This window comes from Streptomyces sp. NPDC030838, assembly GCF_055572035.1.
This window is the reverse complement of the sequence record NZ_JBVIED010000014.1, coordinates 121,635-134,620: the sequence shown is the minus strand read 5'-3', so window position 1 is coordinate 134,620 and position 12,986 is coordinate 121,635. Positions and strand designations below refer to the sequence as shown.

Sequence of the window (12,986 nt, the reverse complement as noted above, 5' to 3'; positions counted from 1 at the left end):
GCGATGTTCCGCCGTACGTTCTGGTTCACCACAGGTGTCGCCGCCGGTGTGTGGGCCACCACCAAGGTCAACCGCAAGCTGAAGCAGCTGACCCCCGAGAGCCTGGCCGCGACCGCGGCGAACAAGGCGATCGAAGCGGGGCACAAGCTCAAGGATCGCGCGGTGGGCTTCGCCCTCGACGTGCGCGACAACATGGCCCAGCGGGAGGCCGAGCTGGAGGACGCGCTCGGCATCAACGCGGACCCCGAACTCGCCCCGCCCCGGCGCCTCGTCGCCATCGAGAACCGCAACAACCCCCAGTACATCGAGACCACGACGTACTCGTACAACCGGAATGAGGACCACTGATGGAGTCGGCTGAGATCCGCCGTCGCTGGCTGAGCTTCTTCGAGGAGCGCGGGCACACCGTCGTCCCTTCGGCGTCGCTCATCGCGGACGACCCGACTCTGCTCCTCGTCCCGGCCGGCATGGTGCCCTTCAAGCCCTACTTCCTGGGTGAGGTCAAGCCGCCCTTCCCGCGCGCCACCAGCGTGCAGAAGTGCGTGCGCACGCCCGACATCGAAGAGGTCGGCAAGACCACGCGGCACGGCACGTTCTTCCAGATGTGCGGCAACTTCTCCTTCGGCGACTACTTCAAGGAAGGCGCCATCAAGCTCGCCTGGGAGCTGCTCACCAGCCCTCAGGACAAGGGCGGTTACGGCCTCGACCCCGAGCGCCTGTGGATCACCGTCTACCAGGACGACGACGAGGCCGAGCAGATCTGGCACGAGGTCGTCGGCGTGCCCAAGGAGCGCATCCAGCGCCTGGGCATGAAGGACAACTTCTGGTCCATGGGTGTCCCGGGTCCGTGCGGCCCCTGTTCCGAGATCAACTACGACCGCGGCCCGGAGTTCGGCGTCGAGGGCGGCCCCGCCGTCAACGACGAGCGGTACGTGGAGATCTGGAACCTCGTCTTCATGCAGTACGAGCGGGGCGAGGGCACCGGCAAGGACAACTTCGAGATCCTCGGCGACCTGCCGAGCAAGAACATCGACACCGGCCTCGGCCTGGAGCGTCTCGCCATGATTCTGCAGGGCGTGCAGAACATGTACGAGATCGACACCTCGATGGCCGTCATCGACAAGGCCACCGAGCTGACCGGCGTCCGCTACGGCGACGCCCACGACTCGGACGTCTCCCTGCGCGTGGTCACCGATCACATGCGCACCGCCACGATGCTCATCGGCGACGGCGTCACCCCGGGCAACGAGGGCCGCGGTTACGTGCTGCGCCGCATCATGCGCCGGGCCATCCGCAACATGCGCCTGCTCGGCGCCACCGGTCCGGTCGTCAAGGACCTGATCGACGTCGTGATCGGCATGATGGGCCAGCAGTACCCCGAGCTGATCACCGACCGCGAGCGGATCGAGAAGGTCGCCCTCGCCGAGGAGAACGCCTTCCTCAAGACGCTGAAGGCCGGCACCAACATCCTCGACACGGCCGTCAGCGAGACCAAGGCCGCCGGCGGCACGGTCCTCCCCGGCGACAAGGCCTTCCTGCTCCACGACACCTGGGGCTTCCCGATCGACCTCACCCTGGAGATGGCCGCCGAGCAGGGCCTCTCCGTGGACGAGGACGGCTTCCGCCGCCTGATGAAGGAGCAGCGGGAGCGCGCCAAGGCCGATGCCCAGGCCAAGAAGACCGGCCACGCCGACCTCGGCGCCTACCGCGAGATCGCCGACCGGGGCGGGGCCACCGACTTCATCGGCTACACCGACACCGAGGGCGAGACCACGGTCGTCGGCATCCTCGTCGACGGTGTGTCGTCGCCCGCCGCCACCGAGGGCGACGAGGTCGAGATCGTCCTCGACCGCACCCCGTTCTACGCCGAGGGCGGCGGCCAGATCGGCGACACCGGCAAGATCAAGGTCGACACCGGTGCCGTCATCGAGGTCCGCGACTGCCAGAAGCCGGTCCCGGGCGTCTACGTCCACAAGGGCGTCGTCCAGGTCGGCGAGGTCACCGTCGGCGCCAAGGCCCACGCCTCGATCGACGCCAAGCGCCGTACGGCCATCGCCCGTGCCCACTCGGCCACCCACCTCACCCACCAGGCCCTGCGCGACGCTCTCGGCCCGACGGCCGCCCAGGCCGGTTCGGAGAACCAGCCGGGCCGCTTCCGCTTCGACTTCGGCTCCCCGTCCGCCGTTCCGACGGCCGTGATGACCGACGTCGAGCAGAAGATCAACGAGGTGCTGGCCCGCGACCTCTCGGTGCATGCCGAGGTCATGGGTATCGACGAGGCCAGGAAGCAGGGCGCCATCGCCGAGTTCGGCGAGAAGTACGGCGAGCGGGTGCGCGTCGTCACCATCGGCGACTTCTCCAAGGAGCTGTGCGGTGGCACGCACGTGCACAACACCGCCCAGCTGGGTCTGGTGAAGCTGCTCGGCGAGTCCTCCATCGGCTCCGGTGTGCGCCGTATCGAGGCCCTGGTCGGCGTGGACGCCTACAACTTCCTCGCCCGTGAGCACACGGTCGTCAACCAGCTCACCGAACTGCTCAAGGGCCGTCCGGAGGAGCTGCCGGAGAAGGTCTCCGCCATGCTCGGCAAGCTGAAGGACGCCGAGAAGGAGATCGAGAAGTTCCGCGCCGAGAAGGTGCTCCAGGCCGCCGCCGGTCTCGCCGAGTCCGCCAAGGACGTGCGCGGCGTGGCCCTGGTCACCGGCCAGGTTCCGGACGGCACCACCGCCGACGACCTGCGCAAGCTGGTCCTCGACGTGCGCGGCCGCATCCAGGGCGGCCGGGCCGCCGTGGTCGCCCTGTTCACCACGGTCAACGGTAAGCCGCTGACGGTCATCGCCACCAACGAGGCCGCCCGCGAGCGCGGCCTCAAGGCCGGCGAGCTGGTCCGTACGGCCGCCAAGACGCTCGGCGGCGGCGGTGGCGGCAAGCCGGACGTCGCCCAGGGCGGCGGCCAGAACCCGGCCGCCATCGGTGACGCCGTGGACGCCGTCGAGCGCCTGGTCGCGGAGACGGCCAAGTAATGCGCCGAGGACGCCGGCTCGCCATCGACGTCGGGGACGCCCGCATCGGGGTCGCCTCGTGCGACCCCGACGGGATCCTCGCCACCCCGGTGGAGACGGTCCCCGGCCGGGACATCCCGGCGGCCCAGCGGCGGCTGAAGCAGCTGGTCGAGGAGTACGAGCCGATCGAGGTCGTCGTCGGGCTCCCGCGCTCCCTGAAGGGGGGCGAGGGCCCGGCCGCGGCCAAGGTCCGCGGTTTCGCCCAGGAACTGGCCCGCATGATCGCCCCGGTTCCGGTGAGACTCGTCGACGAACGCATGACGACGGTGACGGCGAGCCAGGGACTGCGCGCCTCGGGTGTGAAGTCCAAGAAGGGCCGGTCCGTCATCGACCAGGCGGCCGCAGTGATCATCCTCCAACAGGCGCTGGAATCCGAACGGGTGTCAGGTAGGGCCCCCGGCGAGGGCGTCGAAGTGGTCATCTGATCGCGATACGGTAACGTTCCGCGCGATGCGGCGGCATTCGAACAGCCGCCGCACAGCAAGAGGCGGGACGGAAACGTGCCCGGAGGGCCGCGACCGCCGCCTCGCGGCTCTAGGGGATCGATGACTGAGTATGGCCGGGGCCAAGGCTCCGAACCGTGGCATCCGGAGGACCCGTTGTACGGGGACGGCGGATGGGGAGGACAGCAGGCCCACCAGGGCGGGCAGTCGTCCTACGGCGGCCAGCCGCAGCACTATCCGGAGCAGCCGCAGCAGCCGCAGTACGGCGACTGGGGCGACGGCGGTCAGCAGGCCGCGTACGGTCAGGCGCAGCAGCAGTACCAGGACTACGGCGCGCAGGGATACCCCGGCGACGGCCGGCCGCAGTACGACCAGCACGGCGGCGGGCAGTACGACACCGGGCAGTACGACAACGGCGGCTGGGGCACCGGCGAGCAGCCGCACATCCCGTACCCCGCCGATCCCGCGGACCCGTACGCCCAGCAGACGGCGGCCTACGGCGGCGAACAGCCCGACTTCTACGGCACCCCGGACGCCTATCCTCCGCCGGAGCCCCCGGCGCGCCGCAGCGGTGACCCCGAGCCGCAGACCGACTGGGACCCGGGCCCCGACCAGGGGGAGGCCGCCTTCTTCGCGGGCGACGGCGACGACGAGCAGCCGGGCGGTCGGCGCGGCCGGGTTGACCGCCGGGGCCGCGGCGGCAAGAACAAGAAGAGCCGCAACGGCATCGCCTGCCTGGTGGTCGTCCTGGTCTTCGGCGGCGGTCTGGCCGGCGTCGGCTACTTCGGCCTGCAGTTCTACCAGGATCGTTTCGGCGCGGCGCCGGACTTCGCGGGCGACGGCAACGGCGAGCAGATCTCCGTCACCATTCCCCCCGGCGCGAGCGGCTCCCAGATGGGCAACATCCTGAAGGAGGCCGGCGTCGTCAAGAGCGTCGACGCCTTCGTGGCCGCCCAGAACAGCAACCCCGAGGGCAAGAGCATCCAGGACGGCGTGTACACCCTGGAGAAGGAGATGTCGGCCGCGAGCGCGGTCGAGCTGATGCTCAGCCCGGAGAGCAAGAACAACCTGATCATCGCCGAGGGCAAACGCAACGCCGACATCTACAAGATGATCGACCAGCGCCTGGAGGTCGACAAGGGCACCACCGCCCGGGTCGCCAAGCAGGACTGGAAGAAGCTCGGCCTGCCCGACTGGGCGATGAACCACGAGGACGTCAAGGACCCGCTGGAAGGCTTCCTCTTCCCCTCCAGCTACCCGGTCGGCAAGGGCCAGAAGCCCGAGGACGTCCTCCAGCAGATGGTGCAGCGGGCCACCGACACCTACGAGGAACTGGGCGTCGAGAAGCAGGCCGAGAGCCTGGGCCTGGAGAACCCCTGGCAGCTGATCACCGTCGCCAGCCTCGTCCAGGCCGAGGGCACCAGCCACGACGACTTCCGCAAGATGGCCGAGGTCGTCTACAACCGGCTCGAGCCCGGCAACACCCAGACGAACGGCATGCTGGAGTTCGACTCCACGTACAACTACATCAAGAACCAGAGCAAGATCGACCTGACGCTGGCGGAGCTCCGCAACTACGACAACCCGTACAACACGTACTACTACAAGGGCCTGCCGCCGGGACCGATCGGCAACCCGGGCACGGAGGCGCTCGAGGGCGCGCTCGACCCGACCGACGACGGCTGGTACTACTTCATCTCGATGGACGGCAAGACCAGCAAGTTCACCAGGACCAACGAAGAGCACCAGCGGCTGGTCGACGAGTGGAACGCTTCGAGGAACAACTGATGGCACCATCCCGCCGGGCCGCCGTGCTCGGCTCGCCGATCGCCCACTCCCTCTCCCCGGTGCTGCACCGCGCCGCCTACGCGGAGCTGGGTCTGACCGGCTGGACGTACGACCGCTTCGACGTCGACGAGGAGGCGCTGCCGCGCTTCCTCGAGGGACTGGGCCCGGAGTGGGCGGGCCTGTCGGTCACCATGCCGCTGAAGCGGGCGGTCATCCCGCTGCTCGACGAGATCAGCGCGACCGCGTCGTCCGTGGACGCCGTCAACACCGTCGTCTTCCACCCGGACGGCCGGCGGACCGGCGACAACACCGACATCCCCGGCATGGTCGCGGCGCTGGCCGAGCACGGCATCGAGAAGGTCGACGGCGCGGCGGTCCTGGGCGCCGGCGCCACCGCCTCCTCCGCCCTCGCCGCACTGGCCCGGATCTGCACCGGCGAGATCGCCGTCTACGTCCGCAGCGAGGCCCGGGCCGCCGAGATGCGGCAGTGGGCCGAGCGGCTGGACGTCCAGGTCCGCATCGCGGACTGGGCCGACGCCGAGCAGGCACTGCGCGCGCCGCTCGTCGTCGCGACCACCCCGGCGGGCGCCACCGACGCGCTGGCCGCCGCCATCCCGGAGCGGCCGGCCGCCCTCTTCGACGTGCTCTACGACCCCTGGCCGACCACCCTCGCGGCCCGCTGGTCCGCGTACGGCGGCGCCGTCGTCAGCGGCCTCGACCTCCTGGTGCACCAGGCGGTGCTCCAGGTGGAGCAGATGACCGGCCGGTCGCCGGCCCCGCTCGCCGCCATGCGCCGGGCGGGCGAGCGCGCCCTCGCGGAACGCTAGGCGCGGTCCGTGGGAGGCATACCTCTGGCGGCGTCCTGGAAGGCGCAGATCTTCGAGTCCCTGCTGGGGTTCCTGCCCGAGTGGGTACAGCTCACCGTCCTCGGGGTGATCGTCGCGATCGCCGTCCTCCTGTGGGGGATCGGACTGCGGCGCAGGATCGCCCGGCGCCGGGCGGCGGCGCGGCCGCCGTACCAGCGCAGCGGCGCCGACTTCCTCGGCTCCCACGCGCCCTCGCAGAGGCGCGAGGACAGCCCCGCGTAACGGATCCGCGGCTCCCTCCTGACGCTGTCCCGTCCGCCTGGTGGACCGGCGGATGGGACAACCTCCCGGACGTGGGAGGATCGGAGGTGGCCGGCCAGGGCCGCGCACCCCGGTCGCGCCACCGCCGTACGCGAGGACACGCGTCGGCAGGGCAGTACCAGGGCGCGAGCACTGAGGAGCACCGTTGAGCAGGTTGCGCTGGCTGACCGCGGGGGAGTCCCACGGTCCCGCACTCGTCGCGACGCTGGAGGGCCTTCCCGCCGGCGTGCCGATCACCACCGAGATGGTGGCGGATCACTTGGCGCGGCGGCGGCTCGGCTATGGGCGCGGTGCGCGGATGAAGTTCGAGCGGGACGAGGTCACGTTCCTGGGCGGTGTCCGGCACGGTCTCACGCTGGGTTCCCCGGTCGCGATCATGGTGGGGAACACCGAGTGGCCGAAGTGGGAGCAGGTCATGGCCGCCGATCCGGTGGATCCGGAGGTGCTGGCGGGCCTGGCGCGCAACGCGCCGCTGACCCGGCCGCGCCCCGGCCACGCCGACCTCGCCGGGATGCAGAAGTACGGCTTCGACGAGGCGCGGCCGATTCTGGAGCGTGCGTCGGCGCGGGAGACGGCGGCGCGGGTGGCGCTGGGCGCGGTCGCGCGGTCGTACTTGAAGGAGACGGCCGGGATCGAGATCGTCTCGCACGTCGTCGAGCTGTGCTCGGTGAAGGCCCCGCAGGGCGTGTACCCCACACCAGCCGACGTCGAGAAGCTGGACGCCGACCCGCTGCGCTGTCTGGACGCCGACACCTCGAAGGCGATGGTCGCGGAGGTCGACCAGGCCCACAAGGACGGTGACACCCTCGGCGGTGTGGTCGAGGTGCTGGCGTACGGCGTGCCGGTGGGCCTGGGCTCGCACGTGCACTGGGACCGCAAGCTGGACGCCCGGCTCGCCGGTGCCCTGATGGGCATTCAGGCGATCAAGGGCGTCGAGATCGGCGACGGCTTCGAGCTGGCCCGGGTGCCCGGCTCCAAGGCGCACGACGAGATCGTCAACACCCCGGAGGGCATCCGGCGTGTCTCCGGCCGATCCGGCGGCACCGAGGGCGGTCTGACGACGGGTGAGCTGCTGCGGGTGCGGGCGGCGATGAAGCCGATCGCGACCGTGCCGCGCGCTCTGCAGACCGTGGACGTCACCACCGGTGAGGCCGCCCAGGCCCACCACCAGCGTTCCGACGTCTCCGCGGTGCCGGCCGCCGGCATCGTGGCCGAGGCGATGGTCGCCCTGGTCCTCGCCGACGCGGTGGCGGAGAAGTTCGGCGGCGACTCGGTGGCCGAGACCCGCCGCAACGTCCAGTCGTACCTCGACAACCTGCACATCCGATGAGCACCGGTCCTGTCGTCGTCCTGGTCGGCCCGATGGGGGTGGGCAAGTCCACCGTCGGGCAGCTGCTCGCCGAGCGGCTCGGGGTCGGCTACCGGGACACCGACGACGACATCGTCGCCGAGCAGGGGCGGGCCATCGCGGACATCTTCGTCGACGAGGGCGAGCCGGTCTTCCGCGCGATCGAGAAGCGGGCGGTGCACCAGGCGCTCGCCGAGCACGACGGCGTCCTGGCGCTGGGCGGCGGGGCGATCCTCGACCCGGACACGCGCGCGCTGCTCGCCGGGCAGCGGGTGGTGTACCTGTCGATGGACGTCGAGGAGGCGGCCCGGCGCACCGGTCTGAACGCGGCCCGGCCGCTGCTGGCGGTCAATCCGCGCAAGCAGTGGCGGGAGCTGATGGAGGCGCGCCGGCATCTGTACGAGGAGGTGGCCCGCGCGGTCGTGGCCACCGACGCCCGCACGCCGGACGAGGTCGCCCAGGCGGTGCTGGACGCACTGGAGTTGAAGGAAGCATGAGCGAGTCTGTGACGCGGATCCAGGTCGGCGGCACGGCGGGCAGCGCGCCGTACGAGGTCCTGGTGGGCCGGCAGCTGCTCGGCGAGCTGGGCGGTCTGATCGGCGACGACGTGACCCGGGTGGCCGTGATCCACCCTGAGGCGCTGGCCGAGACGGGGGAGGCGCTGCGCGCCGATCTGGCCGGGCAGGGCTTCGAGGCGGTGGCGATCCAGGTGCCGAACGCGGAGGAGGCCAAGACCGCGGAGGTCGCCGCCTACTGCTGGAAGGCGCTGGGCCAGTCCGGGTTCACCCGCACCGATGTGATCGTCGGCGTGGGCGGTGGTTCCACCACCGACCTGGCCGGGTTCGTGGCCGCGACCTGGCTGCGCGGGGTGCGCTGGATCGCCATCCCGACCACCGTGCTGGCGATGGTCGACGCGGCGGTGGGCGGCAAGACCGGCATCAACACCGCCGAGGGCAAGAACCTCGTCGGCTCCTTCCACCCCCCGGCCGGCGTCCTGTGCGACCTGGCCGCGCTGGACTCCCTCCCGGTGCACGACTACGTCTCGGGGCTCGCGGAGGTGATCAAGGCCGGGTTCATCGCCGACCCGGTGATTCTGGACCTGATCGAGGCCGACCCGGAGGCGGCGCGCACCCCGGCCGGTCCGCACACCGCCGAGCTGATCGAACGCTCCATCCGTGTCAAAGCCGAAGTCGTCTCCTCGGATCTGAAGGAGACCGGTCTGCGGGAGATCCTGAACTACGGCCACACGCTGGGCCACGCGATCGAGAAGAACGAGCGGTACAAGTGGCGGCACGGTGCCGCCGTGGCCGTCGGTATGCACTTCGCCGCCGAACTGGGCCGTCTGGCGGGCCGGTTGGACGACGCCACGGCCGACCGCCACCGCACCATCCTGGAGTCGGTGGGTCTGCCGCTCACCTACCGCTACGACCAGTGGCCCAAGTTGCTCCAGACGATGAAGGTCGACAAGAAGTCCCGCGGCGACCTGCTGCGCTTCATCGTCCTCGACGGGCTCGCCAAGCCCACCGTCCTGGAGGGCCCCGACCCGGCCATTCTGCTCGCCGCCTACGGCGAGGTGGCCCAGTAACACCCCCCGGGCCCCTTCCGTCCGATTCGCCTTGCCGCACCGGGCACTTCGGGCCGCCCCCGGCCGTTCACCAAACGGTGGCCGGGGGCGGTACCGTTCGGTAGGGAGCGGGCCTCGCGCCCGCTGCCAGCGCCGATAGCCTTGAAAGACGAGACGGAGTGGCACCGGATGCAGCACGCAGTGGGGTCTCCGCTGCCGCCGCCCCACCAGCCGGGGCACGGTCCGGCCGCCGGTTGGTCGCCGGCCGCACAACACCCGGGTCCGCACCACCCGGGGCCGCACCAGGGATCGGCCCCACAGCAGGGCCCCGCCCCGCACCACGGTCCCGCCCCGGTGCCACAGGGATCCGCTCCCGTGCCCCCGCCGCCCCCGGCGCCGGGCTTCACCGGAGCGCCGCAGGCCCCCCATCCCACCGTGCCGCCGCGCGTACCGGACACCACCGGCCATGTTCCGCTGCCTCCCGGCGGCCCGGTGGCGGCCCCCGGCATCCCGCCGGCCGCTCCCGTGCCCGACCCGGCCACCACCACCCTCGCCGTGCTGCTGATCGGCCCGGCCGGCGCGGGCAAGACCAGCGTCGCCAAGTACTGGGCGGACCACCGCCGGGTGCCGACTGCCCACATCAGCCTGGACGACGTACGCGAATGGGTCCGCTCCGGCTTCGCCGACCCGCAGTCCGGGTGGAACGACAACTCGGAGGCGCAGTACCGCCTGGCCCGCCGCACCTGCGGCTTCGCCGCGCGGAACTTCCTGGCCAACGGGATCTCCTGCATCCTCGACGACGCCGTCTTCCCCGACCGGCCGGTGGTCGGCCTCGGCGGCTGGAAGCGGCACGTCGGCCCCGGACTGCTCCCCGTCGTCCTCCTCCCGGGCCTCGACATCGTCCTGGAGCGCAACGCGGAACGCACCGGCAACCGCCGCCTCACCGACGAGGAGGTCGCCCGCATCCACGGCCGCATGGCCGGCTGGTACGGCTCGGGCCTGCCGATCATCGACAACTCCCAGCTCGACGTCCCCGGCACGGCCCGGGTCCTGGACGAGGTCCTGGCGAGGGCGATCGCAAGCCCGCCGAAGTGGTGAACTCGGGGGTGTGACGGGACCTGAAGGGGCGGGGGGCCGCATCGATACGCGGCTGCGCCGCGTGGGCGCGATCAACCCCCACCGCCCCGCACCCGGCATGCGAACCATTCGCACCACGGCACTAGCCCGAACGGCACCACCCCAACCAGCACAATTCGCTCATAACTCCTACGCTCATCTCATGTCAGAGGTGTACGCGACCCGCCGTATGCGAGTACGGGAACGCTGTACCGCGGCAGGCACAGCGGCAGCGCTTGTCTCCCGTCCCGCCAACGTGCGCTACCTCGCGGGCGCGGCACCCCACGGTGCCGCACTGCTGCTGGGCAAGCGCGAAGACCTGCTGGTGTGCGCAGGCCCGCCCGACGACCGCCCCACCGAGGGGCGCCCGGACGAGGCACTGCGGGTGCACACCCTGCCCGGCCCGGGCGGTGACCCGGCCGTCGCCGCCGCCGACCTCGCCGCGGGCCAGGGCGCCGACTCCCTCGCCGTGGAGGAACACCACCTCACCGTCGCCCGGCACCGGGCCATCGGATCGGTCGCGCCCCGGCTGCGACTGGCCGACCTGGGCGGCGCGGTGGAGCAGCTGAGGGTGGTGAAGGACGAGGAGGAGATCTCCTGCCTGCGGATCGGCGCGGAGATCGCCGACCAGGCCCTGGGTGAGCTCCTCGAATCCATCCTCGTCGGCCGCACCGAACGCCACCTCGCCCTCGAACTCGAACGGCGCCTCGTCGATCACGGCGCCGACGGCCCCGCCTTCCCCACCTCCGTCGGCACCGGCCCGAACTCCGGGCGCCGCGGGCACCGGCCCACGGACCGGCGGGTCGAGGAGGGGGACTTCCTCTCCGTCTGCCTGGGCGCCACCTACCGCGGCTACCGGTGCGAGATCGGCCGTACCTTCGTCATCGGGACCTCGCCCGCCGACTGGCAGATCGAGCTGTACGACCTGGTCTTCGCCGCTCAGCGCGCCGGACGGGAGTCCCTGGCGCCCGGCGCCGCCTACCGCGATGTGGACCGTGCGGCACGCCAGGTGCTGGACTCCGCGGGCCACGGGGAAGCGCTGCCTCCGCTGATCGGGCACGGTGTCGGACTCGAAATCGACGAGGACCCGCAGTTGGCTCCCACGGCCATGGGTAAACTGGACGCTTGCGTGCCGGTCACCGTCGAACCGGGGGTCCACCTCCCGGGCCGGGGCGGCGTCCGGATCGATGACACGCTCGTCGTCCGCCCCGAGGCGGACGGCGGACCCGAGCTACTCACCATTACGACCAAGGAGCTGCTCGCACTATAGGCAGGTGCGTGCCCCGGGGTCGTCCACGTCAGTCCAGGAGATTCCGCAACCGTGGCTTCCACGAACGACCTCAAGAACGGCATGGTGCTCAAGCTCGAAGGCGGCCAGCTCTGGTCCGTCGTCGAGTTCCAGCACGTCAAGCCCGGCAAGGGCCCGGCCTTCGTGCGCACCAAGCTCAAGAACGTGCTCTCCGGGAAGGTCGTCGACAAGACCTTCAACGCCGGCGTCAAGGTCGAGACGGCCACCGTCGACAAGCGTGACATGCAGTTCTCCTACATGGACGGCGAGTACTTCGTCTTCATGGACATGGAGACCTACGACCAGCTGCACATCGACAAGAAGGCCGTCGGCGACGCCGCCAACTTCCTCGTCGAGGGCTTCACCGCCACCGTCGCGCAGCACGAGGGCGAGGTCCTCTTCGTCGAGCTGCCCGCCGCCGTCGAGCTGACCATCGCCGAGACCGAGCCGGGCGTCCAGGGCGACCGCTCCACCGGTGGCACCAAGCCCGCCACCCTGGAGACCGGCCACCAGATCCAGGTCCCGCTCTTCATCACCACCGGTGAGAAGATCAAGGTCGACACCCGCACGAGCGACTACCTCGGCCGGGTGAACAGCTAACCGTGGCTGCCCGCAACACGGCCCGCAAGCGCGCCTTCCAGATCCTCTTCGAGGGTGACCAGCGCGGCGCCGACGTCCTGACGGTCCTCGCGGACTGGATCCGGCTCTCCCGGGCCGACACCCGGCAGCCGCCGGTGAGCGAGTACACGATGCAGCTGGTCGAGGGCTACGCGGAGCACGCGCAGCGGATCGACGAGCTGATCTCGCAGTACTCCGTCGGCTGGACGCTCGACCGGATGCCGGTCGTCGACCGCAACATCCTGCGTCTCGGCGCGTACGAGCTGATCTGGGTCGACGAGACCCCGGACGCCGTCGTCCTCGACGAGATGGTGCAGCTGGCGAAGGAGTTCTCCACGGACGAGTCGCCCTCGTTCGTCAACGGCCTGCTCGGCCGGCTGAAGGAGCTCAAGCCGTCGCTGCGCCGTAACGAGGCCTGAGCGACGCAAAGACGCCCGAGGGCCCGCAGCACACCTGCTGCGGGCCCTCGGGCGTAGCCGCACCCTTGGGACCTCTGGGGCCGCTGAGGCCCGCAGAAAGGCGCCGGGGTGGGGGGGAACCCCCCTTTCCCCCCCCCCCCACGGAACCTTTTTCCTTGTCTGTTGGGGAGATCCAATCTTCTCTCGTGTGTGCCACTCGTGGTGCGTGTTCTTGTC

General features: G+C 71.0%; 13 protein-coding genes. All 13 read left to right on the top strand.

Annotated elements, in window-relative coordinates:
- The first annotated feature begins 3 nt into the window (after positions 1–3).
- The 13 genes from ACZ42A_RS30230 (at position 4) to nusB (ending at position 12,770) form a co-directional block, all read left to right on the top strand.
- On the top strand, positions 4–348 hold the full coding sequence (locus tag ACZ42A_RS30230; protein WP_468530461.1) for a hypothetical protein: 345 nt from the start codon (positions 4–6) through the stop codon (positions 346–348).
- A complete protein-coding gene (gene alaS / locus ACZ42A_RS30225; RefSeq protein ID WP_468530460.1) occupies positions 348–3,020 on the top strand; it encodes an alanine--tRNA ligase in 2,673 nt (890 codons plus the stop codon). Before ACZ42A_RS30230 ends, alaS begins: the two co-directional genes overlap by 1 nt.
- Positions 3,020–3,484: a Holliday junction resolvase RuvX gene (gene ruvX, locus ACZ42A_RS30220; protein WP_468530459.1), complete on the top strand. Its 465-nt coding sequence runs from the start codon at positions 3,020–3,022 to the stop codon at positions 3,482–3,484. Before alaS ends, ruvX begins: the two co-directional genes overlap by 1 nt.
- Positions 3,485–3,604: 120 nt before the next feature.
- Entirely contained in the window at positions 3,605–5,290 is a 1,686-nt protein-coding gene (gene mltG, locus ACZ42A_RS30215; RefSeq protein WP_468530458.1) for an endolytic transglycosylase MltG, read from the top strand.
- On the top strand, positions 5,290–6,117 hold the full coding sequence (locus ACZ42A_RS30210) for a shikimate dehydrogenase (protein ID WP_468530457.1): 828 nt from the start codon (positions 5,290–5,292) through the stop codon (positions 6,115–6,117). Before mltG ends, ACZ42A_RS30210 begins: the two co-directional genes overlap by 1 nt.
- Positions 6,118–6,126: 9 nt before the next feature.
- Positions 6,127–6,378 carry a hypothetical protein gene (locus ACZ42A_RS30205; RefSeq protein ID WP_468530456.1) on the top strand — a complete coding sequence of 84 codons (252 nt, stop codon included), beginning with the start codon at positions 6,127–6,129 and terminating at the stop codon, positions 6,376–6,378.
- Positions 6,379–6,562: 184 nt separating this feature from the next.
- Entirely contained in the window at positions 6,563–7,747 is a 1,185-nt protein-coding gene (gene aroC / locus ACZ42A_RS30200; protein ID WP_468530455.1) for a chorismate synthase, read from the top strand.
- Positions 7,744–8,262, top strand: a complete 519-nt coding sequence (locus ACZ42A_RS30195) for a shikimate kinase (RefSeq protein ID WP_468530454.1) — start codon at positions 7,744–7,746, stop codon at positions 8,260–8,262. The genes aroC and ACZ42A_RS30195 overlap by 4 nt, the downstream gene beginning before the upstream one ends.
- Positions 8,259–9,350 carry a 3-dehydroquinate synthase gene (gene aroB / locus ACZ42A_RS30190; protein WP_468530453.1) on the top strand — a complete coding sequence of 364 codons (1,092 nt, stop codon included), beginning with the start codon at positions 8,259–8,261 and terminating at the stop codon, positions 9,348–9,350. Before ACZ42A_RS30195 ends, aroB begins: the two co-directional genes overlap by 4 nt.
- Before the next feature lie 168 nt (positions 9,351–9,518).
- Positions 9,519–10,427, top strand: a complete 909-nt coding sequence (locus ACZ42A_RS30185) for a Pro-rich N-terminal domain-containing protein (protein WP_468530452.1) — start codon at positions 9,519–9,521, stop codon at positions 10,425–10,427.
- A 181-nt stretch (positions 10,428–10,608) separates the two neighbouring features.
- Positions 10,609–11,715, top strand: coding sequence for an aminopeptidase P family protein (locus ACZ42A_RS30180; RefSeq protein ID WP_468530451.1), 1,107 nt, complete (start codon positions 10,609–10,611; stop codon positions 11,713–11,715).
- Between the two features lie 51 nt (positions 11,716–11,766).
- Positions 11,767–12,333: an elongation factor P gene (efp, locus tag ACZ42A_RS30175; RefSeq protein ID WP_468530450.1), complete on the top strand. Its 567-nt coding sequence runs from the start codon at positions 11,767–11,769 to the stop codon at positions 12,331–12,333.
- Positions 12,334–12,335: 2 nt separating this feature from the next.
- Positions 12,336–12,770, top strand: a complete 435-nt coding sequence (gene nusB, locus ACZ42A_RS30170) for a transcription antitermination factor NusB (RefSeq protein WP_468530449.1) — start codon at positions 12,336–12,338, stop codon at positions 12,768–12,770.
- Positions 12,771–12,986 lie beyond the last annotated feature (216 nt).